Source organism: Moraxella sp. K127, from assembly GCF_015223095.1.
GTDB lineage: Bacteria > Pseudomonadota > Gammaproteobacteria > Pseudomonadales > Moraxellaceae > Moraxella.
This window is the reverse complement of record NZ_JADFBZ010000001.1, coordinates 26,779-50,973: the sequence shown is the minus strand read 5'-3', so window position 1 is coordinate 50,973 and position 24,195 is coordinate 26,779. Positions and strand designations below refer to the sequence as shown.

22 protein-coding genes are annotated in these 24,195 nt (G+C 45.2%); 8 read left to right on the top strand and 14 right to left on the bottom strand.

What is annotated here, in order from left to right:
• Nucleotides 1-29: 29 nt before the first annotated feature.
• Nucleotides 30-695: an SAM-dependent methyltransferase gene (locus IM753_RS00230; protein WP_065255588.1), complete on the top strand. Its 666-nt coding sequence runs from the start codon at nucleotides 30-32 to the stop codon at nucleotides 693-695.
• Nucleotides 685-1,884: a TIGR03862 family flavoprotein gene (locus IM753_RS00225; protein WP_065255587.1), complete on the top strand. Its 1,200-nt coding sequence runs from the start codon at nucleotides 685-687 to the stop codon at nucleotides 1,882-1,884. Before IM753_RS00230 ends, IM753_RS00225 begins: the two co-directional genes overlap by 11 nt.
• Before the next feature lie 26 nt (nucleotides 1,885-1,910).
• On the opposite strand, the gene IM753_RS00220 is transcribed toward IM753_RS00225, so the two are convergent.
• From IM753_RS00220 to IM753_RS00180, 9 genes are all read right to left on the bottom strand, one after another.
• Nucleotides 1,911-2,564 (bottom strand): triacylglycerol lipase, encoded by a 654-nt coding sequence (locus IM753_RS00220; protein WP_065255586.1) that lies wholly within the window; start codon nucleotides 2,562-2,564, stop codon nucleotides 1,911-1,913.
• Nucleotides 2,554-2,775, bottom strand: a complete 222-nt coding sequence (gene infA / locus IM753_RS00215) for a translation initiation factor IF-1 (protein ID WP_029102801.1) — start codon at nucleotides 2,773-2,775, stop codon at nucleotides 2,554-2,556. The genes IM753_RS00220 and infA overlap by 11 nt, the downstream gene beginning before the upstream one ends.
• Before the next feature lie 62 nt (nucleotides 2,776-2,837).
• The gene (truA, locus tag IM753_RS00210) at nucleotides 2,838-3,644 is read right to left on the bottom strand and encodes a tRNA pseudouridine(38-40) synthase TruA (protein WP_065255585.1); all 807 of its coding nucleotides are present in this window, start codon (nucleotides 3,642-3,644) and stop codon (nucleotides 2,838-2,840) included.
• A gap of 6 nt (nucleotides 3,645-3,650) precedes the next feature.
• A complete protein-coding gene (locus IM753_RS00205; RefSeq protein ID WP_194108367.1) occupies nucleotides 3,651-4,622 on the bottom strand; it encodes an asparaginase domain-containing protein in 972 nt (323 codons plus the stop codon).
• 107 nt (nucleotides 4,623-4,729) lie between these two features.
• Nucleotides 4,730-6,697 (bottom strand): FimV/HubP family polar landmark protein, encoded by a 1,968-nt coding sequence (locus IM753_RS00200; protein WP_065255583.1) that lies wholly within the window; start codon nucleotides 6,695-6,697, stop codon nucleotides 4,730-4,732.
• Nucleotides 6,698-6,755: 58 nt separating this feature from the next.
• Nucleotides 6,756-8,216: a FimV family protein gene (locus tag IM753_RS00195; protein ID WP_194108366.1), complete on the bottom strand. Its 1,461-nt coding sequence runs from the start codon at nucleotides 8,214-8,216 to the stop codon at nucleotides 6,756-6,758.
• Nucleotides 8,217-8,455: 239 nt separating this feature from the next.
• The gene (gene asd, locus IM753_RS00190; protein WP_065255581.1) at nucleotides 8,456-9,595 is read right to left on the bottom strand and encodes an aspartate-semialdehyde dehydrogenase; all 1,140 of its coding nucleotides are present in this window, start codon (nucleotides 9,593-9,595) and stop codon (nucleotides 8,456-8,458) included.
• 736 nt (nucleotides 9,596-10,331) lie between these two features.
• Nucleotides 10,332-10,706 (bottom strand): PIN domain-containing protein, encoded by a 375-nt coding sequence (locus IM753_RS00185; protein WP_065255579.1) that lies wholly within the window; start codon nucleotides 10,704-10,706, stop codon nucleotides 10,332-10,334.
• Entirely contained in the window at nucleotides 10,693-10,908 is a 216-nt protein-coding gene (locus IM753_RS00180; RefSeq protein ID WP_065255578.1) for a hypothetical protein, read from the bottom strand. The genes IM753_RS00185 and IM753_RS00180 overlap by 14 nt, the downstream gene beginning before the upstream one ends.
• A 222-nt stretch (nucleotides 10,909-11,130) precedes the next feature.
• Here IM753_RS00180 and IM753_RS00175 point away from each other — a divergent pair, with 222 nt between their 5' ends.
• The 6 genes from IM753_RS00175 to IM753_RS00150 all read left to right on the top strand — a co-directional run bounded on the left by IM753_RS00175 (nucleotide 11,131) and on the right by IM753_RS00150 (nucleotide 18,357).
• The gene (locus IM753_RS00175) at nucleotides 11,131-12,327 is read left to right on the top strand and encodes a mechanosensitive ion channel family protein (RefSeq protein ID WP_194108392.1); all 1,197 of its coding nucleotides are present in this window, start codon (nucleotides 11,131-11,133) and stop codon (nucleotides 12,325-12,327) included.
• A gap of 236 nt (nucleotides 12,328-12,563) precedes the next feature.
• Entirely contained in the window at nucleotides 12,564-15,446 is a 2,883-nt protein-coding gene (gene rlmKL, locus IM753_RS00170; RefSeq protein WP_194108365.1) for a bifunctional 23S rRNA (guanine(2069)-N(7))-methyltransferase RlmK/23S rRNA (guanine(2445)-N(2))-methyltransferase RlmL, read from the top strand.
• Nucleotides 15,447-15,569: 123 nt separating this feature from the next.
• Nucleotides 15,570-16,655: a tRNA 2-thiocytidine(32) synthetase TtcA gene (gene ttcA / locus IM753_RS00165; RefSeq protein ID WP_065255575.1), complete on the top strand. Its 1,086-nt coding sequence runs from the start codon at nucleotides 15,570-15,572 to the stop codon at nucleotides 16,653-16,655.
• Between the two features lie 13 nt (nucleotides 16,656-16,668).
• Nucleotides 16,669-17,010, top strand: coding sequence for a hypothetical protein (locus tag IM753_RS00160; protein WP_156065045.1), 342 nt, complete (start codon nucleotides 16,669-16,671; stop codon nucleotides 17,008-17,010).
• 91 nt (nucleotides 17,011-17,101) lie between these two features.
• A complete protein-coding gene (gene hpt, locus IM753_RS00155; protein ID WP_065255573.1) occupies nucleotides 17,102-17,632 on the top strand; it encodes a hypoxanthine phosphoribosyltransferase in 531 nt (176 codons plus the stop codon).
• Between the two features lie 89 nt (nucleotides 17,633-17,721).
• Nucleotides 17,722-18,357: a trimeric intracellular cation channel family protein gene (locus IM753_RS00150; protein WP_370582547.1), complete on the top strand. Its 636-nt coding sequence runs from the start codon at nucleotides 17,722-17,724 to the stop codon at nucleotides 18,355-18,357.
• A 150-nt stretch (nucleotides 18,358-18,507) separates the two neighbouring features.
• On the opposite strand, the gene purH is transcribed toward IM753_RS00150, so the two are convergent.
• The 5 genes from purH to cysE form a co-directional block, all read right to left on the bottom strand.
• The gene (gene purH, locus IM753_RS00145; protein ID WP_065255571.1) at nucleotides 18,508-20,100 is read right to left on the bottom strand and encodes a bifunctional phosphoribosylaminoimidazolecarboxamide formyltransferase/IMP cyclohydrolase; all 1,593 of its coding nucleotides are present in this window, start codon (nucleotides 20,098-20,100) and stop codon (nucleotides 18,508-18,510) included.
• 104 nt (nucleotides 20,101-20,204) lie between these two features.
• Nucleotides 20,205-20,462: a DNA-binding transcriptional regulator Fis gene (gene fis / locus IM753_RS00140; RefSeq protein ID WP_065255570.1), complete on the bottom strand. Its 258-nt coding sequence runs from the start codon at nucleotides 20,460-20,462 to the stop codon at nucleotides 20,205-20,207.
• Nucleotides 20,463-20,937: 475 nt separating this feature from the next.
• Entirely contained in the window at nucleotides 20,938-22,038 is a 1,101-nt protein-coding gene (locus IM753_RS00135; RefSeq protein ID WP_194108364.1) for a DUF3426 domain-containing protein, read from the bottom strand.
• A gap of 118 nt (nucleotides 22,039-22,156) precedes the next feature.
• A complete protein-coding gene (prmA, locus tag IM753_RS00130; RefSeq protein ID WP_065255568.1) occupies nucleotides 22,157-23,083 on the bottom strand; it encodes a 50S ribosomal protein L11 methyltransferase in 927 nt (308 codons plus the stop codon).
• 84 nt (nucleotides 23,084-23,167) lie between these two features.
• A complete protein-coding gene (cysE, locus tag IM753_RS00125; RefSeq protein WP_065255567.1) occupies nucleotides 23,168-24,031 on the bottom strand; it encodes a serine O-acetyltransferase in 864 nt (287 codons plus the stop codon).
• Between the last annotated feature and the right edge of the window lie 164 nt (nucleotides 24,032-24,195).

Sequence of the window (24,195 nt, the reverse complement as noted above, 5' to 3'; positions counted from 1 at the left end):
ATTTTCCATCATTTTTATCCATCATTTTTATGTCATCTAGTCCATTATCTCATCATTTTTCCCGAATATTTCATTTAGCCAGTTTACGTCCGCCTAGGGATTTTTACCCCATTGCTGACACACCCATTTGCCTTGAAATCGGAGCGGGCAAGGGTAAACATGCCTTGCTATTTGCCAGCCAAAATCCTGATAAGCACCTGTATGCCATAGAACGTACCGCCATAAAGTTTGGGGCGTTTGACAAGCAAGCAGGCATGGCAAATCCGCCCAATCTCACCGCCATTCACGCTGACGCCATTGCGTGGACAGCCTTTGCGGTGTATCCCAAGCAGCTCCAAACCTGCTTTATTTTATACCCCAATCCCGAACCCAAAAACAAAAACCAGCGTTTTTTGAACATGCCATTCTTTGAGCTGTTATTGTCAAAGATGGCAGATGGCGGGCAGATTATTTTGGCAAGTAACATTGGCGACTATATCGATGAAGCTGAGCGACTGCTTACTGATGTGTGGCAACTGCCTTATACCAAAAGGCAGATAGAGCCGACGTCGGCACGCACGCATTTTGAGATTAAATATTTGGCACGGGGCGAGCGTTGCCAAGAGCTTATCATTACCAAGCCGAGCGGTTATCGCACCCGTTTTGATGAGACATTGCCCCTACATTTATCATGGTCGCCAAGCGATGAAGCTTAAGGTTGCCATCATTGGGGCAGGGGCGAGTGGTCTTATGGTTGCAGAGCATTTGTCCGCTTATGATGTGGACATTTGTGTCTATGAGCAAATGCCAAGTGCAGGTCGCAAAATCCTATGGGCAGGCAAGACAGGGCTAAATGTCAGTCATGCCGAGCCGATGACGGCTTTTGTGGGGCGTTACACCCCGTCTGACTGGTTGACACCTTTTTTGCAAGTCTGTGATAATGCGTGGGTCGTGGATTGGCTCGCTGGGCTGGGCATTGAGACCTATGTCGGGTCAAGTGGGCGGATTTTTCCTGTGCAGATGAAAGCATCGGCATTTCTAAGGGCGTGGTTGCGTCGCTTGATGGCAAGGGGCGTGCAGATTTTTTATCGCTACGAGTGCTTGGGTATCGATGGTAATGCCGTGCGATTTGCTCATGATGGGGCGGAGTTTGAGCAGACATTTGATGTCATCGTGCTGGCGTGTGGTGGTGGTTCGTATCGGCGATTGGGGGCGACAGGCACATGGCAGGCGTGGCTGTCTGATGATGAACTGACCCCACTGTATGCCAGTAATGTCGGGGTGGTGCGGTCGTGGTCGCCTTATATGGATAAATTTTTTGGTAAGCCGTTAAAAAGGGTGGGTCTGTGGACAGATGGCGAGCCTGTCTCCCAAGGCGACATCATCATCACTCATTATGGCGTGGAGAGCGGGCTGATTTATAAATACAACAAAGCCATGCGTGCGTGTCATGATGGGATAAGGGTGTATTTGGATTTATTGCCTGACAAATCACCAGATGACATCGCCAAGACATTTACCAAAAATAAAAAGCAGTCTTTGAATAACATTTTACGAAAAATCGGCTTGGATGACATCAAAATCGCCCTAATTCGTGAATGCACCCATAAAGCAGACTGGGCAAATCACGAACGCATGGCAGGTTTTGTCAAATGCTTGCCGATGGCGTTCGATGGTTTTCGTCCGATGGATGAAGCCATTAGTACAGGTGGCGGCGTCAAGCGGACGGCATTAACGGATGAATTGCAACTCAAATCCAATCCTGCCGTCTTTGTCTGTGGTGAGATGTTAGATTTTGATGCTCCGACGGGTGGTTATCTTTTGACGGCATGTTTTGCCACAGGGCAGGCGGTGGGGCGTGGCGTGGCTCAGCTTTTAAAATTGCAACCGATAAAGGTAAGCTAAAAAGCCAAAAGCACACCCTAGATAGGCTAAGCCCGTCTAAATTTACCGTATTCCAAAAAATGCACCACTTGGTTGGCAACAGCAGAGCTGGTTAGCATGCCCGTGTGAGTGACAGGCAAAATCAGACTGTCAGTGGCAGAAGGCAGTTCTGTCTCATGGACAAATACCGTGCCGTCATGGGCATGTTGGGTGCGGTAGTGGCGGTTGTGATAATTTAAAAACAGCAAACCCAAGCCTTGGGACTTATCCCCTGCAATCACGCCAAATTCCACGTCATTAGGTACACTCGGACAAGTGCCGTCCAACGCTCCGATATAGGACTGTCCCACTAGGGGCGACAGCATGCGTTTGACATAAGTGGCACAGACACTGCCTTGATGGGGCGTGCCAAGGGAGACACAGCGATGAACCTGCCATGCGGGATAGTCATGCAAGAACTGCCGAATCACCAATCCGCCCAGACTGTGAGCCACGAGATTGATGGGCTTGTCGGGGTTGTGATGAGTGAGCAGATAGTCATTTAGGCGTTTGGCGTGTGCCGAGACGTCTTGACGTAGACTGTGATAGGTGGGTGTATGCACGACAAAACCCGCTCGCCGAATGTATCTGGCAAGCGGATAAACAATCAAACTGGTTTGGTGTAAACCATGTAAGACGAGCGTGGTGGGTTTATTTGCCACGATAAGTAATGCGACCTTTGGATAAATCGTAAGGGGTCATCTCAACCTTGACTTTATCGCCTGTCAGAATGCGGATATAGTGTTTACGCATCTTGCCTGAGATGTGAGCGATGATTTCGTGTCCGTTGTCAAGGCGGACTTTAAATAGGGTGTTCGGTAGCGTGTCAATGACTTCGCCTTCAAACTCGATGATGTCGTCTTTTTTTGCCATAAGTCAAATAAGTTAAAAATGAAAGCGGTATTATAGTAGAAATTGCATAAAATAGCAATGGATTACTCTAATAAACCAAGCCACAACGGGGTCAAAAGCTGTTTTGGCAGTAGCTGTTGAAATTTATCAGGATAATAAGCGTTGATAAAATACAGCCCGTCCGCATCTGCCGTGGGTGGCAGTAGTGAGCGGTCTTTGGTGTCGATGAGTGCAGGCAAAGCATCAATGTGGAGCCTGCCTGTGCCAACCGCAAAAAGCGTGCCCATGATGTTACGCACCATGTGGTGCAAAAAACCGTCCGCCTGAATGTCTAACACAAGATACGCCCCATGTTTAAATAGATGGATATGATGAACGTCTCGGACAGGTTTGTTGGATTGGCACATGGATGAGCGAAAACTGCTAAAATCATGTGTGCCAAGCAGAAGCTGGCTGGCTTGTACCATGACATTGACATCAAGGGGTTCATAAAAATGAGTGACTTGATGGCGTAAGATGGCAGGGCGATAGGGTTGGTTTAGGGTGATGTAACGATAACGGCGAGCGATGGCACCAAAGCGTGCGTGAAAGTCATCAGGCATGGGCGTGACCCACGTTAAGGCGATGTCGTCGGGCAGTAGGGTGTTTACGCCACGAAGCCACTGGTGGGGCGTGCGATGGGCGGTGGTGGCAAAATGAGCGACCATATTACCTGCATGCACCCCTGCATCAGTGCGACCTGCGGCAATGACTTCCACAGGCTCGTTGGCGACCTTGGAGATGGCGTATTCAAGGCGAGCTTGAATGCTGTCCACTTCTTGCTGACGTTGCCAGCCTTTATAATGCGTGCCAATGAACTCAATGCCAATGGCGTGGATTATCATGCTCATCACCAATCACCAGTTATCAGAACATAAGGCGTTATTTACCGCCAGCCATAAAAGTCGCCCATAGATGGCAGGAATGCTCAATTTGCCCCCTGACCACACATGATGAGCATATTGCCAAGACCCTGCGGCATAAGTGGTGCTCACTCCATGAAAAGGACACATGGTGGTGCATATCACAGGGATGTTTTGCTCATGCAGTCGGTCAAGCTCGGCGATAATAGCATCACTTTTGGGTAGGTTGCCTGCCCCATAGGCGATAAGGATGACAGCGGTGGTGTTGTCATCGATATTGGCTAGCTCTTGGGCGATGTGGCTTGTGTCATTAGGCAATAAAAAAACGCTTTTGATGTTGGCGGTATTGGTGTGATGTTTGATGATGTCAAAAGGCTCGGGGCGGACTGTGGGTAATGTCAGGCTTGGATGACTAACGTGTGTGCCATAAAAGGCATTAGGATTGAGACTGTCTATTTTTTGAGTGTTGTCCGCCCAAAAGGTTTGGTGGCAAAACTGCACAAACACACCTTGATGGGTTTGGCTGACATTGATGGCATCTGATAGATTGTGCCAAGCATCGCTGGTATCATCTATGTGATAAGCAGGATTATCTGCCACAAGTAGTGGATTCATGCTCCCTGTAATCACCAAGGATAGGTCGCTGTCGGCAAAGGCGTGAAATAAAAAACTTGCCAAAAAACTTAGGGTATCCGTGCCTGTTATCAGTACAAATCGTCTGGCACCTTGCTGATGGGCGGTGCGGATGAGTTCATAAAAATGGGTAAAGTCAGCAGGGGTTAAGGTGCTACTGTCTTTAATGCAGTCATTATCCAAAATGACTTGTCTGCTGTCTAATCGGCTGTTTAATAAATTTTGTAAAACAGGTAAAAACTCATGGGCAGGCAAGGGCGATAAAGGCGTGCCATGACTGCCAAAAGTACCGCCAGCATAAATAAGATGAATGTCGTCTGATTGATAGAGCATGATAAGCTAAGTGTAAAATGATTGGGCAAATCATAGCATGGTTTTTATAAAAAAGCAAAAAAGGCACATCGTAAGACATGCCTTTAATTGTGTTGTCAAGTCGTGATTTATGCTAACTGAGCCAGTAATTCACGAGCGTTTTGTTGCTGAGCGGCACTGCCTGTTTGTATCACTTCATCAAGCAGACGTTTGGCACTGTCGTACTCGCCAAGATCAAGATATTGTTTGGCAAGATTGAGTGTTACCCCTGTATTATCAAGATTATCAACAAAGCTCAGCTCAGATGGCACCCCTGCTGTTTGGGCGGGTTGTTTTGCCACAGGGGATTCGGTGGCTACTGGCTGAGCAGGTGGTGTGGCTCTTGGGGTGGCTGTTGGAGCGGTGGCTGCTGGTGTTTCAGCAAAATCAAAACCGCCAAAATCAAGGTCGCTCGTCTCGGTGGCAGGTGCAGGTGTTGTATCAAACACCAGCTCGTTGGCATCAAATGCCAGTGTGGCATCTTGTACTGGTGCAACTGGTTTTGATGGTGCAGGTTGGGTTGTTTGCGTGTCCAAACCTAGGTCAAAACTACCGAAATCCAAGCCATCATTAGTATTGGCAGGGGTGGGCTCGGGTGTTGGCGTATTATCCAAACCTAGGTCAAAATCAGCAAAGTCAGCACTGGGGGTAGCAGGTGTGGGTGCTGGTTTGACGGCAGGCTCAGGCTCACCAACCAAGCCAAAGTCAGCATCCAGACCGTCAAAATCCAATCCGTCATTAGCACTCGTTTGTGGCGTAGGTGCTGTTGGGGTGGTTTGGGTGTCAAATGACAAGTCAAAGTCGCCAAAGTCTGATACGTCAGCTTGGGGTGCTGGGGCAGGAGCTGGTATGGTAGGTTGTGCAGGAGTGGATGACAAGTCGGCATCAAAATCAAAGTCGTCAAATGCCAAATCATTAACAGGTGCAGTGGTAACTGGGGTTGCAACTGGCTCGGGTGCCAAATCAAAGTCAAAACCTAAGTCGTCAGAGCTGTCGGAACTGGCACTTGGAGTTGGTGCAGGAGCAGGAGTAGGAGCGTCAAAGTTAAAATCAAACGCATCTAACTCATCGGAGCTTGGGGCTGGAGCTGTTTGAGCAACTGTACTTGGTGCTGACGTGGTGTCAAAGTCAGCTGATAAGTCGCCAGCTAATCCACCATCCAAACCGGTGTCTAAATCGCTACCCAAGTCTTGGTTGAAACCATCATCTAGCGTATCAAAATCAAGGGTCGGCTCGCTGACTGGTGGTGTGCTTGATGGTTCGTCAAAAGAGAAATCATCAAAATCTAAGGTAGGCTCTTCCAAGGCAGGCTTTGCGGTAGACTGTGGCTCTTGGGACGGAACGTCAAAACTTAGGTCAAAATCATTGTCAGTAACAGCAGGTTTGGTTGATGGTGCTGGATCTTGTAATGTATCAAAATCAAAATCAAGTCCATGAACATTATCATTAGAGACGGCAGGGGTGGGAGCTGGTGCCATGGGGGCAGGCTCAGGTGTCTCAAATTCAAAGTCAAGACCGCTGTCAAAGGCGGTGGATGTCTGGTTGTGTGTAGCGACTGTTGCAGCAGCAGGAGCAACCACAGCTGCAGTTTGGGCAGGTGTCGGCTGTGGCATTGGTGCAGGTGTTTGAACTGTCGCACCAGTCATCTCTTCTTCTAGTAGAGATTTGCAAAAATCAGCTTCACGAATGGTCTCGCCATCGGCAATCTCGTGAATTTTTTGATGAAGTTGATTAAAGGCGGCAAACTGTTTAGTAACACCATAAGTTTGTAGTAGTTTTAGCATGGCACCGTTATGACGCGGATTGGTCATCAACACGCGTTTGAGCTCAGCTATGGCTTCTTGATAATTTTGGTTGCGAATGTGTGCATCAGCCGTGGCAAGCTCATCAGTAGCGGTGGGTGTGGGTGCAGGTGCCACAGGAGCTTGCTGAGTGGGCAAGTGGGCTTGTGGGCTGGCAGGTAGTTCTGATTTTTGGGCTTGTAGTTTTTTTAATACAAAAAATGCCACAATACCAATTACAACAACAGCACCAATGGCAATAATAATGGTTTCCATAATAACTCCAATTTGACAAGCCTGCTTGAACAGGCTTGGTGGGTATTACCCTTGTTAATTATTGTTTCTCTTTGAGATTTTTTAGACGATTTTCAAGTTCGGCAAGCCTTTGGTTTTGCAACTGAACTTTTCTGGCAGCTGATGAGAGCTCTTCGTTTAGGCTATTGACACGTTTGGCGTTATTGGCAGTTTGCTGACGTGTATTTTTAAGGGTGCCTGCCAAGTTACCACCACCTGCTGTTGTGTTAGATGTAGGTTTGCTGTTGGTGCCTGTGGCACTGCCTTGTTGAGTAGGTGTTACCAAGGTCATTTGAGCTCTTGGTAGTGCTTTTTGAGCGGGCTTGGCGGTCACTTGACTGCCACGTCTTGGCGTGTCATTTCTGGTTTGTCTTGCTGTGCTACTTCTGCTTGCTGATTGTCTTGCGGTAACGGCCCGCTCTCTGCTGGCACGTCTGGCTTCAATCGCTTCGGCAATCGCTTTTTGTGATGGCACAACTTGATAGCTGGGTAGGTTTAAGTTGGCACTTGTTTTGAGTTGGTTGATGTTGCCTTTGCTAAAAGCGTCAGGATTGGTTTCATGGATGGCAGTCATCACTTCATTAACACTCATGTTGTTTGCTTGTGCAATGACGTTCGCAATACTCCACAAGCTATCGCCTTGTTGCACAACATAAGTCGCTTGACCTGACTGGGATTCGGTAGGTGCTGTTGTTTGGGTTTGCTCAGGTTGTGATGCGGGTTGTTCTGCCATGGTGTCTTGGGCGATGAATGGCTCATCAAACGTTGGAGCGGTAGGCATCGGCGGTACTTGCCCAGCAGGGTATACACGACGCACTATCTCTTCGGTTAGGATATCAACTTGTCTGTTGGTGCCTTCAGGGGTGATTTGTGATAATACCGCTTCTTCTTTGGAGATGATGTTGCCTTCACTGGTGCCTATGGCAGTGGGTACGGGTTCAAGCACAGGGGTGCCTTGAGTAATGACCTGTGTTATTGGTTCGTCAAACTGCATGAAGTCATCAGGTGTTTCGGTGATGGGACTGGTTTCGGGTAGGTTGGGTCGGGTCTCAGCGGTCACTACCTGCGTTACTTTGTCTTCAGGTAGGGTGAAAGCATTGGTGGCAGGCAAAGGCATGAGCAAGGTCTGTGGCTCAATGATTTGCTCGCCGTTGTTATTTAAGTTTAGTACGACATCAGCAAAGGGTGTGCTGATGGGTTGGTTGGAAGTTAGGGTGATTTGACCTGCGTTGTTTGATGTGGGTGTAAAACTCACCGAAATCTGAGCATCGGGGCTAAGACCCATCTGGCGATAGATGTCGTTACTGGCGACAGATGCATGGAAGTTTGCCGCATCAATATTGGTAACATTTATCGTGGCAGATAAAGGCTCATGTTGTGCCGATGTGATGTTGGCTTGACCTAGATTCATGGCAGAAGCATTTAGGCTTACCATACCAAACAACGAAGCAAGCACTGCTTGATAAATAAAAGTAGTGCGGTGAGTTTTATGCCAAGACATAGTTATCCTTTAAAGGGTTGTCAATAATGAATAAAAAGAGACCGTCAAATAAACGGTTTTATGGTGCATTTATAACAAAATATGGCAAAAAATGCTAGCTTATTTTGATAATTTGCAAATATATGGTATTAAAATGTAGGCAAGCGGTAAGATTTTTGCAAAACTTTACAATATCTGCAAAAACCAAAACCGCTCAACCTAACAACATTCTGCTTGGGTAGGCTAAGCAGGTTTAAGGGTTAAATACGCCCTTGAATGATGGCAAGCATACGGCGAAGTGGTTCGGCAGCCCCCCACAGTAGTTGGTCGCCCACGGTAAAGGCAGTCAAATACTCGCCACCCATGTTCATCTTACGCAGACGACCGACCGCCACATTTAGCGTACCCGTTACCGCCACAGGGGTTAGGCGTGCCATGCTGTCGGGTTTGTTGTTGGGGACAACGTCAAGCCAAGGGCTTTTTGCATCAATCAGAGCTTGTTCAATCTCGTCAAGGGCAATGTCTTTTTTGAGTTTGATGGTCAAGGCTTGGCTATGGCAACGCATTGCCCCGATACGCACACAAATACCGTCAATATTGATAAGTTCGCTGTCGGCTTTACCTAGGATTTTGTTGGTTTCGGCTTGACCTTTCCACTCTTCACGGGATTGACCGTTATCAAGTTGACTGTCAATATAAGGGATTAGGCTACCTGCAAGCACCGCCCCAAAATGCTGTTTGGGAAACTCATCCGAACGCTGAGTGTCAGCGATGGTGCGGTCAATCTCCAAAATGGCAGATGCAGGGTCGGCAAGTTTGTCTGCCACGCTATCACGCAGTACACCCATACCAGAGATAAGCTCACGCATGTTGTTGGCTCCTGCACCGCTTGCTGCTTGATAAGTCATGGCAGACACCCACTCTACCCAATCACGACGGAACAGCTCGCCGATTGCCATGAGCATAAGGCTTACGGTGCAGTTACCACCGATAAAGTCTTTTTTGCCATTGGCTAGAGCATCATCGATGACGTTGCGGTTAACTGGGTCTAAGATGATGATGGCGTTGTCGTCCATACGCAGTGAGCTTGCCGCATCAATCCAGTAACCATTCCAACCGCTTTCACGCAAGGCAGGGTGTACTGCTTTGGTGTAGTCGCCCCCTTGACAGGTGATGATGGCATCACATTTGGCAAGCTCATTGATGTCGTTTGCGTCTTTTAATGTGCTATCGCTCTTGATTTTGCCACCAAAATCAGGGGCGTTGCCACCTGCATTACTGGTTGAAAAAAACACAGGAGTGATATGCTCAAAATCATTTTCTTCAATCATGCGGTTCATGAGTACCGAACCAACCATGCCACGCCAGCCCACAAGACCGACAGTTAATTTATCTGCCATAATTAACACCTTAAATTTATTAAAAAGTTGTAACCCATAACTATGCCTTTTTTGGGCAAAAAAAGCAAGTGTTTTTGTTAAATTTCATAAATTTTCCAGTAAACATCAGTAAAACTGATAAGTTTTCACACAAATGTCGGCAATCGCTTACAAAATTTTAGGCATTTTACCAATGGTCAGCGATGGGCAGAATTTTTATAATACACAAAAATATGGTGATAAAATCGATGATAAAATCAAGAAAAAAACCAGGATAATAGGAACTAAATCGCCGTTAGGAATGGCAAGGAAAATTCATTTTAATCTTACCCACACCCAGCTTAGTGATAAGCTGGGTTTATTTTTGTGTGGTTTGGGGTATGTCTGTTTTTGGCGTGTGTAGCAGTACCGTCTCTGCCATGCTAAAAGGCGTATTGTCGGCATTGTCGCAGGCGTGGTAATTGGACTTGATAAAAAGGGCGAAAATATTCGCTCTTTTTTATGTTTATCAAAATTTATTTAACATAATCCTAGTTGAATTTTTGGTAGGTAAAATTGGTAGGGTAAGGGGTTATAATCATTTAACTTCAAAATACACTAATTACAGTGAGATGCGTATTACACACCCTGCTATCAGATAAATAAATTTTTTAAAACTTAGCATTGGTGCAAATCGGGGTTAATTGGCTATGTAATTCACTCTCTGTAAAATCTGTTTAATATTATCATTAATTAACATGATCAAAAAATAAAATTATTAGAAGTTATTCGTCTCTTTTAAAAATTTATTCTTTAATCCATTATCTACGGTTAATAATTGTAAATCATCAACAAGAGCCGTTGCCAATACAATGCAGTCAGGAAGTTTTATTTTATGGCGTTTTCTAAGTTGAATGGTGGTGTGTTTAATATCTTGGCTGATATCAATGCATTTAACTAAGCTTAAAAATTGAGTTAGTTCTTTTTCATCTTGTGGGCTAATGCCATGATAGCCAAGTAATTCCATATAAGTAATCACACTAACCGAGCATTGCTTTAAGCTAATGTTTTGCATTAAAGATAGGGCGTGTTCATCGCCATTATAAATCCCTAAAATAAAACAAGTATCTAGCAGGTAATTATTGCCATTCATCACGCATTGCCTTTTGAATGTCCGTAGGATTGCCTTGAAAACTGTTTAATTGTTTATTCTTGATAAAATCTGCCAATAGCATTTCATCAGGATTACTGGCTTTTTGTAAAATCGAAATTGCCCATTCATTGGCACTCATGCCCTGTTTTTGAGCTTGAATGGCAATATTTTGTTCTATAATTGGGGGAATGTCTAAAATCATGGCATGCTCCTATGTCAAACGTTTAATAAAGTGTTGTTAATCATTGGTATGATGATTATACCCAATAAAACGCTTTTCGGTCAATATTTGGCTAAAACTCTTTTTAATATCATAGGCTTTATGTTATAATTCACAAACCCTATTCATTCTACCACATCTTTGCTGATGTGGTTTATTTGTCGGTTGCTATCGCCCATTTTATCATCGTCCATTCGTCAGCTCATGAACCTACCCCATTTTTTTGAAAAAATCCTAAATGATTTGTACCAAAGCGTGTATGTGTCGCTTGGCGGTTCGCTCGAAGATGAGACCCTAAACTGGACAGAGCGGGGCATGGCTTTTGCCAGTATCAGTATTAAGATATTGATTTTATTGGTTATTATTGGCTTTTTTTATTGGCTGTTGGTCTATTTATTAAAGCATTGTCGCCGTCCGCTACACCTATCACAGCGTCATGTTTGGATTGCTCGGGCGGTGCTACGCTATACATGGTTTGTGGCGAGCTTGCTTGCGGTGATGACGCAGATTGGCACGCAGGCAGAGACCATTAAGGCAACGGCAAAAGCGGCGACTTGGGCGGGGTTTTATTATGTGCTGTGGGCGACCAGTGGGCAAATGGTCGCCAGAGTGTTACGTTACTATGAACTCAATGCGTCCATTGAACAACTGCTTAAAAACTTGATTTTGGTGCTGATTATCGTTTTTGCTTTGGCAAGCGTACTCGCCCAGTTCGGTTTTGATATTGTCTCCTTAGTGGCAGGTTTGGGTATTGTGGGTTTGGCAGTGGGTTTTGCCGCCCAAAGCACGCTTGCCAACTTCATTGCGGGCATTACCATTTTGATAGAACAGTCGTTTCAAGTGGGCGACTGGATTCGGTTGGGTGATAAAGAAGGGCGAGTGGTCAAAATCTCCCTGCGAGCCACGCAAATTCTTGACCGTGATAACATCATTATCATCATTCCTAATTCGACCATGTCATCATCGGAAGTGATTAACCTAACGTCCAAAAAGATGATAAGATTTGATGTCAAAGCAAGAATTGGTTTATATGATGATGTCGCCCACGCCAAAGAAATCATCATCAAAACATTAAGTAAAGATGAAGTGATTTTAAAACACCCAGCCCCTATGGCGACCGTCAGTGAAGTGGGCGAATATGCCATTTATTTTATTGTGCGTTTTTGGGTTGCCCCATTATCGGTTGCCCGTATTCCGATTATCAAAGAAAACATCAATGAGCGTATTAAACGAGCCTTAGACGAAGCAGGATTTGAAACCCCTTATCCTTATCAAGAGATATTATTTAACCGCTCAGATGATAAAGAAAAACGCTTGGCAATGATTCATCAAGCATTGGATAAAAATATCAATGACAAAGAAGAAGATGTAGAGATTGCCATAAAAAGCAGTAACAATTAATTAAATAAACTGGTGTTATTTATACAATTATTTGTAATTTAAATTGATAATAACAAGCAATCATCTTGACAATGGCACTAACATCATTTTGCCCCGCCCATTTACCCTGCTAAACATCACCCCAAAAACAACAATTGCCACTACCATACCCGTCCCAAATTATGCTATAATACTTGGTTTACCCAAACCCCTTACCAAAATTCTTATCAAAAATTCTTATCAAATAAGCCCACACCATGCCAAAACTACCCTTTGCCGATTTTACCCCCACCGCCTTTGATGTTGTCATCACCTGTGCGGACAGTCTTGAAAATGCCTTATTGATAGAGCTTGATCTATTTGGGCTGGCAGGGCAGATTGTGCGGACGGGGCGGGTGCGTGTGGGCGTGTCGCTTGCCGACTTTTACAAAATTTGCCTATATAGCCGAGTGGCAAGCCGTGTGTTATTACCCATTGGCGAGTATTATTTTCGCCAAAAAACCCAAACCATAAACCAAGTGCGTGAAAGTGGCGGTAAAAAAACCACCCGCACGGTAGAGACCAAAGTCATTGACGAAGACGTACCCACCGCCTTGTATGAGTTCGCCAGTCGCTATGATTGGACTGGCGTGTTTGGCGTGGATAACACCTTTGCCATACGCCTATCCACCGACAAACGCCTGTCGGTAAACCAACAATTTGCCACCTTGCGTATCAAAGACGCTGTCGCTGACTGCTTTAACAAAAAATTAGGCGAGCGACCAAACGTGGACAAATCCCCTGATTTTCATATTTACGCCCACGCCACAGGTGAGCTTGCCGAGCTGTATCTTGACCTATCAGGCACGAGCCTGCACCGCCGTGGCTATCGTGTGGCGAACACGGACGCTCCTTTAAAAGAAAATTTGGCAAGTGCGTTGCTTTATGAATGCAACTGGCACAAGGGCGAGCATACCGCCATTATTGACCCCATGTGTGGCTCTGGCACGCTCATTACCGAAGCCTTACTCATGAAAACTGCCTACCCTGTGGGCATTGACAAAAAAGCAAGCGATTTTGGCTTTTATCATTGGCAACACCACGATGACGAGCTGTGGCAAACCCTTGCTAGTAAAGCCTTGGACGACTTTCATGCCAACCTTGCAAGCCTAGAAAAAGAGATTATCAAAGGCGACTTTACCGCCCTTGCCCTAGACGCTGACGCTCATGCCGTGCGTGCCTGTCACAAGAACCTGATAGCGTCCGCCCTTGCCCCCATTGCCGAGTACGTCCGCCTAGAACAGCGATCGCTTGCCACCGCCAAAGCCGTGCTGAGCGAGCTTGCCACCGCCTATCCGCTTGTCATCACCAACCCCCCTTATGGCGAACGGCTGGGCGAGAGCGATTTTATCAAGCCTTTGTATCACGGCTTGGGGCTTATCGTGGCGGACGGTTTACGCCATGTGGGGCGTGCAGACATGGCGGTGCTGGCAAGCCACATTGAACACGCTGACACCTTGCCGATTAGCGAACCAAACACCCTAAAATGCCACAACGGGGCATTGACTGTCTATTTTCGTCATGGGGCGGTAGAATTTGCCAAAACCGACCGTTTGGCACATGAATTGATTGTCAATTTTAATAAAAAAGAAATTGATAATCCTGACAGCCAAGAATTTATCAACCGTTTACAAAAAAATATCACAAGCCTAAAAAAACACGCCCAAAAAAACAATATCAGCAATATGCGAATTTATGACGCTGATTTGCCCAATTATAATGTGGCGATTGATATTTATGGCGATAAAATTCATGTCCAAGAATACGCCCCGCCAAAACAAATTCCCACCGATATTGCCAAAGCCCGTTTTAATTTGGTTTTGTCTGCCATTCGGGATATTTTTAATGTTCACCGTGAAAGCATTTTTATAAAAACCCGTATGCGACAATCGGGCAATGACCAATATACCAAAAACACCAAAGACGATAATCAAAAGTCTAAAAAAATGTATGTCGCTCATGAGCATGGGGCGTATTTGTATGTGAATTTTACTGATTATTTGGATACGGGGCTATTTATTGACCACCGCAATATCCGTGAAATGATAAAAAATGCCAGTCGTGGCAAAAATGTCTTAAATCTATTTGCCTATACTTGTACCGCCAGCGTGCATTCGGCAATGGGCGGAGCAAAATCGGTAACGAGTGTGGATTTATCCGCCAATTATTTAAATTGGGGCAAACAAAATTTTGCTCTAAATGGGCTTGATTTGACCGCCAAAACCTTAGACGATACACCAAAATATCAATTCATCGCCACCGATGTATTTGACTGGCTAAAAAATAACACCGAACAATTTGACGTGATATTCATTGACCCACCCACTTTTTCCAATTCCAAAAAGTTTAAGGGAACATTTGACGTACAAAGAGACCATGTTGCCTTGATTAGCCGTGCCATGAACCGCCTTGCCCCAAATGGCGTACTGTATTTTAGTAATAACTTTACCAAATTTGTGTTGGACGATGAAGTCAAAGCCCGCTATGACGTAACGCCAATCACCGATAAAACCATTGGCGTGGATTTTAATCTTAAAAAACCCATTCATCAAAGTTTTAAAATCACGCACAAAAATCAAATGATGAAAGTTTATGAATTTGAAAGTGCATTTGATACGGTGAATGACGATTGGCAAGATGAAATAACGGCTTATCATGATAATTATAGTCATGACAAAAACAATGATAAAAAAGGCGAGATAAAACATTCAAAAGGGCGAGAATTTAAAAAGTCTTTTGATAAATCTTTTGAAAAATCGTTTGATAAAAAATTTGATAAATCAGACAATCCACGATTTAAAAAAGATGACAAAAAAGACAACTTTAAAAAAGATAATTTTAAAGGTGGTTTTAGAGATAATGGCAAAAAGTCATTTGATAAAGACAAATCTTTTAATAAAAAATTTGATAAATCTGATAAACCATTTGATAAAAGACAAACAGGTAAAGACAGATTTTATGATAATGAACCTGCTAAATCAGATAAGCCAAAAGTACGCTATGAAAAGATTGACGGTAAATTGGTTGCCATACCCATTGACAACACCCAAACCAATCAATCGGGCAAACCCAAAAAATATACGGTAAAACCAAAATCATGATTTAAAAATAGATTTAAAAATGGTAGGTGCGTACCACACACCAAATAACCGTTTTTTATTGGAATGTAGGGGCGAATTGCAATTCGCCCAATATTAAACCAAATATAAATTTGAGAAACAGCCATGACCGACAGCCAAACCTTGAACGATGACATTTCAAACCAAGAAATTCTAAACGATGTAGAAAGCCATTCTGAAATCATTCACGCCCTATCTGCCGACAGCGAGCGAGAGACGGACACGGACGGCGATGATGAGCATGACTTTGATGACGGCATCAAATCCGCCCGTTTCAAGAAACTACAAAAGAAACTGCGTAAAGAAGTGTCGTGGGCGATTCGTGATTTTAACATGATTGAAGACGGCGATGTCGTCATGGTGTGTATCTCAGGCGGTAAGGACAGCTTTACCTTGCTTGATATTTTGCTGTTTTTAAAACGCATTGCTCCGATTAACTTTGATGTTGTGGCGGTCAATCTTGACCAAAAACAGCCCAATTTCCCCGAACACGTCCTGCCCGAATACCTATCCAAACAAGGCATTCCGCATTATATCCTAGAAAAGGACACGTATAGTATCGTAAAATCAGTCGTGCCAGAAGGCAAAACTTACTGCTCGGCTTGCTCTCGCCTAAGACGTGGCTCGTTGTACGGCTTTGCCAAGCAGATTGGGGCGACCAAGATTGCACTTGGTCATCATCGTGATGATATTTTGGCGACTTTCTTTTTGAATTTGTTTCATGGCGGAAGTCTAAAAGCCATGCCCCCTAAGCTGTTATCCGATGACAAACAAAACGTGCTCATCCGTCCGCTTGCCTATGTTGCCGAAAAGGATATTATTAAATATGCCAATTATAAGCAGTTTCCCATTATTCCTTGTGGGCTGTGTGGCTCACAAGAAAACCTGCAACGGGCGATGATAAATGATATGCTTCGGGAATGGGATAACGCTCACCCAAAACGCCTAGCCAGTATGTTTAAAGCCTTGCAAAATGTCGCCCCAAGTCAGCTTGCCGACCGTGAATTGTTTGATTTTGAAAGTCTAAAAACCGAGCGGACGGACGATGAACGGCTCTTTGAAGGCGATAATATCCAAGTGGGCGTGAGTGAAAAACTTGCCGATATTGGCTTGCCAACCGCCCCACAAGTGCAGACCTTTAACCCAAAATTTAGCAACAAAATCCCAACGATAAATCCTGTGTTGGATTGATTGTGAGTCAAATATGATAATAAAAGCACTTTTTATCCTATTACTGCTGATATGCGTAGGTGTTCAAGGTGTGTTTATCTATCTGCTTGGCGGTTATAATCCACACGAGTTAAATAAATTGCTTAGAATGTGGGAGGGTTTTGGCGTTGAGATTGTGCCTTATACGGCTTTTATGCTGTCAATCACCCAAGCAAAAGCCATTTGGCTAATCCCAAAACTTAATTTAATCATTGGCAGTGTGGCAATCATTAAAAAAGAATGGCATATTGGGCTATTGGTGCTTGTGCTGTCTTTTTTAATCGCCCTAGCTTTTGTTTGGGCGATATATTCGCCAGCGATGATGGCTTCCATTTAATTCCACTTTTTAATATCAAGAGTGGTAGGGTGTGTACGCACCAAATAATATCAAATTTAAATCAATTTTAACAAAACCAAAAGGTAGTTTTATGACCATACCAAATCTAAACGTGATGATTAGTAGCGAAGAAATCGCCCAAAAAGTGAGCGAGCTTGGCAAACAAATCACCGCCCATTATGCCAACAGCGACAAAGAGCTGATTTTAATCGGGCTACTTCGTGGTTCGGTAATTTTTATGGCGGATTTGTGCCGAGCGATTGACAAACCGCATGAGTTTGATTTTATGACCGCATCCAGCTACGCCAAAGGCACGGTATCTAGTGGCGATGTTAAGATTTTAAAAGATTTGGACGGCGACATTCGTGGTAAAGATGTGCTGATTGTCGAAGATATTATTGACTCTGGGCGTACCTTGTCTAAGGTCGTGGATATTTTAAAAACCCGTGAGCCAAACTCCATTGAGCTATGCACGCTGGTCAGTAAGCCGTCTCGCCGTGAGATAGACATGGACGTGAAGTTTTTGGGTTTTGAAGTCGAAGACCGCTTTATCGTGGGTTATGGCTTGGATTATGAACAAAAATACCGCCATTTGCCATTCATCGGTGAGATTGGGTTGTAATAATAAACCATTGATTTATATAAACTATTTTAAGATTATAAATAAAAATCGGGTATCTTACCCGATTTTTTGATGATAGAATGATTATGATAGAGTTAGCTCAGCCGATTAATACGGCAAGTTTGATTTATGTACTTGATTTTGTTGGAGTTATTGCCTGTGCGGTGGCAGGCACCATGCTTGCCATTAGTAAGGGTTTTGATTTGTTTGGCTGTATCTTGGTGTCTATGGTCAATGCCATTGGCGGTGGGACGATTCGTGATGTCATGCTTGACCGACATCCGCTCTTTTGGACGATAGATTTAAATTATGTGTTCGCCATTACGATAACATCAATCCTATGTCAGATGTTTTTTCGTCCGACGGCACGCATGAACGGCGTGTTAAAGTTGTTTGACGCCATTGGGCTGTCGGCATTTAGTGTGATTGGGCTGACGGTGGCGTTATCGATGGGGGCGACACCGCTGATTGCCGTGATGATGGCGGTGATGACGAGTATCGCAGGCGGTATCATGCGAGACATGATTTGCCAAGAGTTGCCGATGGTACTGCAAAAGGAGATTTATATTACCGCCAGTATCTTGGGGTCGCTGACCTATCTGGGGCTGGGACGACTGGGTGTGGTGGCGTGGCTGTGCGAGCTTGCCATGCTGATGGTGGTGTTTGGTGTGCGAATGCTGGCGGTGCGGTATGATTGGCATTTGCCAAGCATTCGTATGGTGTAAGATACAACAAATTAACCCCAATTTGCACCAATGTCAAATCTTGAAAAATGCCTTTGTAGGGGTGTGTTGAACACGCCCTTTGGTGATTATATAAGCAAAAAATAAACCCCAAGATAGGGGTTTATTGTTGGTTGGGATATGTCCTAATTTTTAGTGTCTAAAATGTCTCATGCCGGTAAACACCATGGCAATGCCATGCTCATCGGCGGCGGCGATGACTTCTTCATCACGCATCGAACCCCCCGGTTGGATAATACATTTGATGCCAGCGTTGGCGGCGTTATCAATGCCGTCTCTAAATGGGAAAAAGGCGTCCGATGCCATAACCGCTCCTTCAACAGGCAGTCCTGCGTGTTCGGCTTTAATGACGGCAATGCGAGCGGAGTTCACACGGCTCATCTGCCCTGCACCGATACCGATGGTTTGGCGGTTTTTGGCATAGACGATGGCGTTGGATTTGACGTATTTGGCAACTTTCCATGCAAAAATCAAATCATCAAGCTCTTGTTCGGTGGGCTGTGCCTTGGTAACGACTTTTAGGTCGGATTTGTCAATCATACCCAAATCCTGCTCTTGGACAAGCAGACCGCCATTCACACGCTTATAATCAAGCTGTGGCGTGCGTTCGTCAATGTTTGGCAATTCGCCACAAGTCAGTACACGCACGTTTTTCTTGGTGGACGTGATGTCAAGCACACCGTCTGCCACGCTTGGGGCGATGATGACTTCGACAAATTGACGGTCGATGATGGCTTTGGCAGTATCCACATCTAGCTCACGGTTAAAGGCGATAATCCCGCCAAAGGCAGATTCAGGGTCGGTGGCATAGGCTAGGTTATAAGCGTCTAAAATGCCGTCAAGCGATACCGCCACACCGCAAGGGTTGGCGTGTTTGACAATTACGCAGGCAGGCTTGGCAAAGGATTTGACACATTCTAAGGCGGCATCGGTGTCGGCAATGTTATTGTAGGATAATTCTTTGCCTTGCAACTGTTTGGCGGTGGCGATAGATGCTTCTGTTGTCCCACTTTCTACATAAAAACTGGCAGTTTGGTGGGGGTTTTCGCCATAGCGGAGTTCTTGGACTTTGTTAAGCTGAATGTTAAAGGTGCGTGGAAATTGGGTTTTGGCGGTGGCATCATCGCTTAATGGCTCGCCTTTGTCTAGCAGTCTTGCCCCCAAAAAGCTCGCTATCATGCCGTCATAACTGGCGGTATGTTCAAAGGCTTTAACCGCCAAATCAAAGCGAGTGCTGTCTGATAATTTGCCGTCTGCTTTTAGCTCGTTGATGACGGTGGCGTAGTCGGCAGGGCTTGTGATGATGCCCACATATTTGTGGTTTTTGGCAGATGAGCGTACCATGGCAGGGCCACCAATGTCAATATTTTCAATGGCATCGCTCATGGTAACGTCATCTTTGGCAACCGTCTGGGCAAAGGGGTATAGGTTCACCGCCACGATATCAATGGCATTGATACCATGCTTTGCCATGATGTCGCCATCTATCTCACGGCGACCTAAGATACCGCCATGAATCTTGGGGTGTAAGGTTTTGACTCGTCCGTCCATCATTTCGGCAAAACCGGTGTGGGCGGAGACTTCTGTGGCATGGACACCATTGTCGGTCAAGAGTTTGAAGGTGCCACCAGTGGACAAAATACCAAAGCCTAAGGCGGATAATTCTTGGGCAAACTCTACAATGCCTGCCTTGTCAGAGACGGAGAGTAGGGCAAATTTTTTCATAAAAATACCTTTTTGGGTTACAAGGGTGGATAAAATGGGATTAAAAGTGGGATTAAAACAAAACGAAAACCCGCCAAAAATGACGGGTACAAAACATGGAAAAATTATAATAAGCCATGCGTTTTTAGCTTGGTGCGGAGTGTGCCACGATTTAGCCCAAGCATTTGGGCGGCCTTGGATTGGTTGTTGCGTGTGTGTCTCATGACCGTTACCAACAGGGGTCTTTCAAGCTCATGTAAAAAAATCTCATACATGTTGGTGGTGTTCTCGCCATTTAGGTGCATCAAGTAACTCTCCACCGCTTTTTTAACTTCATCATGTAGCGGGGTGGTTTCTTGGATGGGGGGCGTGGGGGTCATCATAACAGCTCCTGTGTCTCACTTAACCTTGTTCTTGCGAGTGGTAGGCTAGGGCGTGCCTGCCCTTTATAACACAATTTAAAATATAGAAATATTTTAGAAATAAAGGTGCATTTTTGCATGAAAAATGGCTAAAATCTGGTTTTTCATCGTCAAAAACTTGCTTGATAGAATGGCTATCAGTCTCAAGTTTTTTCCTTGAAAAACGGGCGATTTCCCCTATTTTTCATTACAAATACAAAAGTTTAACACGTCCTAGTCAATATCTATCAATCACCTGTTAGTAGAAGGCGTATTTCCTAGAATTATTGTAAAATAATTGCCGTAATTTGGCAAGTCATGAGATGTTTTTAATGTTAAGCTGTATTATCCTGTTGTTAATTTGTGTTAATAAATAATTACAAAGTGGTCATTTATCCGTCAAAATGATGGGATGAATCTTTATCTAACAGAGCAAGTTAGCTTGGTGCTAGGTGACTTAGGGTTGTTGATAAAATGGCGTAACTGTTACCGAGCTTGCTTTGGGGGTAGGGTTCACTGAAAGCATGATCCGCTTGTGCTGATTGGCAAGTAAGGTGGTCTGAGATTCGCCAAGGTAGTCTTTGGTGTCCGCCACAAAGTCCCCCACGACCACACCACTACTGTCTTTAAACTGCACCAGTAAGTAAGGAAACAGTTGTTCGAAATTGGTTTTGTTGGTGATGTCAATGATGACGTCTTTTTGATTTTCTAGGGATGATGTGACTTCCAAGCCATTTAAATCTGCTGATGGAATGTTGCAAGGAACGACCCCGCAGACGGTATGAGCAAGGCTGGCGGTTTCGGGGTTTTTGGCAAGTTTATCTACATTAAACAGGGCATATTGTACTGCCAGTAGCCCAACGAGCAACAAACACCCGACAAGCCATAGTAACTGTGACCCTAAGGATTTTTTGGTAGCAAGTTGTTGAGCGGTGGGCTTGTTTGATTGGATTTCTTTGATGTTGGTTGGTTTTTTGGGTTTGGGTGTGGCGACAGGGATGATGGCATCCAAATCGACGTTGTTTATGGCAGAGCTGGTATTAGTGGTTTGGGTGATGTTGACAGGCTTGGTGTCTTTGAGTAAATCATCAGCCCAAGATTCTTCCCCTTCGTTATCCGCCATCTCATCCTTGGTGCTTTTGGCGACTGTCGGAGCAAAGCTGATGTTGTCTTTTAAAAAGCTGTCCAACTCATCATCAGAAAAACTCACGCCAGAGACAGCTTTGGTTTTGTTCTCTTCAATGCCATCCATCTCGTCATGAATCATGCCTTCGGTGGGTACAGGTTTGACACGCTTGGTACGTTTGGGGGTGGATGGCTCTTGTGAGGTGGTTGGGGCAGAGCGTGCCACTGTTTGGGCTGTCTGAGCTTGGGGTTGTGGGGTGGGATTTGTCTGTCTTTGAGCTTGAGCAGCAGGCGAGCTACTGACCAGATTGGCATTTAGAAAAAACACTTGCTGACACTTACCGCATTTGGCACGAGCATTGGGGTCGCCAAGTTTGGCGGTCGGCATGGGGTAGGTCGTTTGGCAATGGGGGCACTTAGTTTGGTTGCTCATGTTTTTGTTAAATCCAATTTAGACAAAGGTTGGATGATGATTTTTATATCATCAACATCGTATACACTATTTTTCTTTATGCTACTAAATTGTTACGAATTTGACAATTTTAATCCGCTCAGCTGTGCTTAATAGCGGATAAACGATACCAATGATGGTCTTCGCTGTTGTCATAATGATAGGGCGTGTCAAGGTCAAAATAGGGTTGGTATGCCATCATAACATCATTGACTTGGTTTTCAATAAGCCCTGCCAAGACAATATTGCCTTTATCCTTTAACAAGGTGGCAAACAATGGAGCAAAGTGAATGAGTGGCTTGGCTAGGATATTGGCGGTAATCGTGTCCGCTTGTACATCATGCGTTTGTTGATAAGCCTTAAATTCATCGGGCAAAAATACCAACATCTTATCTTCGACGCCATTTAGTTTGGCGTTTTGGTGGGTAGCAAGCGCCGCTTGGGGGTCAATATCCACCGCCAATACTTGCTTAGCCCCAAGCAGTAACGCTCCCACGCCCAAAATCCCCGAGCCACAGCCATAGTCAATGACGACTTTATCGGTCAAATCCTGCGTGGTCAGCCAGTCAAGGCACAGCCGAGTGGTGGCGTGATAGCCCGTACCAAAGGCAAGACCGGGGTCTAGGATAAGGTTGGTAGCGTCTGGGTCGGGAGCGTCTAGCCATTCGGGGACTATCCACAGATTACCAACACATTGGATGGGCTTGTAATGGGTCATCCACTCACGTGTCCAGTCCTTATCATCAAGCACTGATAGCCACACACGGCTTGCCCTGACTTCGGCGGCGATGTCATGGGCAAGGCTCTCAAAGTTGGTGCCGTCAAATCGCCCATCGGTGTTGGTGTCAAAAATGGCGGTCAGCACCACCTCGCCCCATAATGGCTCTTCACCGGGCATGGGCTCAAACAGCGGTTCATCGCCTGCGTCTTCTAGTAGGATGGAGACCGCTTCGGCTTCATAGAACAGTGCTTCGGCAAGTTCAACTTGCTCTTTGGTCAGTTGTAGGTGAATTTGTTGCCATGCCATGAGAGTTTCCTGTGATGTTGGTGTGTCAAATTAGACTGGATTGGTAAATAATAAGTGGATAAAAGTAGGGTTTGGGTTTGATGGTTATTTGCCGTCATCATCGGTTAAGATTGCCAAATCGTCTTTGCAAAGGTTGTCAATATTGGATTTGCAGAACTCAGGGTCAAGACGACAGATGGCATTTTGCAATGCTTCAATGTGCTTATCTTGGGCTTGGATGTGAGCGAGTAGTTTGGCGATACTCGTTGCCACAGGGTCGGCACTGTTTGGGCTTAGCCCATAGGCGTTGAAACTGGCGTCATTGGTAGATTCTAGGCGGATACCCTTATCGGGGGTGCTAGGCTTGGGTGTGTCGCTTTTGATGTCATCGCTTGTTTCGGTGTTTTTGATGTTTTTGTCAATCATGCGAGCTGCCGAACCGACCATGGTCGCCCCTGCAGGGACAGGCTTGACAACCACGGCATTTGAACCGATTTTGGCGTTGTCGCCCACGCTAAAACCACCCAAGATTTTCGCCCCTGCGCCGACCACGACATTATCGCCAAGTGTGGGGTGGCGTTTTGTGCCTTTCTCCCATGACACCCCGCCAAGCGTGACACCATGATATAAAGTCACGTCATCGCCAATCTCGGCTGTCTCACCGATGACGACCCCCATGCCATGGTCAATGAACAGACGTTTGCCAATCTTGGCGGCAGGATGAATCTCAATGCCTGTTGCCATGCGTGTCAAGTGCGACAAACCCCTTGCCAAAAATTTGTGGTCAGCCTGCCATAGGGTGTGAGACGCACGGTGCAAGGTGCGAGCATGAATGCCCGGATAAGTCAGGGCGATCTCAATCTTGGTGCGAGCGGCAGGGTCACGTTCTAGCACCGCACTCAAATCATCATCGATGGCACAGGCTAGGCTTTTGAGTTTGGAATTTTTTAGCTTGGAAAAGATACTCATGGCAGATAACGCATTTTAAAATGGCTTATTCTACCATCAAAAGCTCGCTGAGTATAGGGCTTGTTTGATTTTTGAGATGTTTAAGTTGAGAAATTTTTAAGGGAAATTTTTAAGGGAAATTTTTAAGGGAAATTTTTAAGGGAAATTTTTAAGGGAAATTTTTA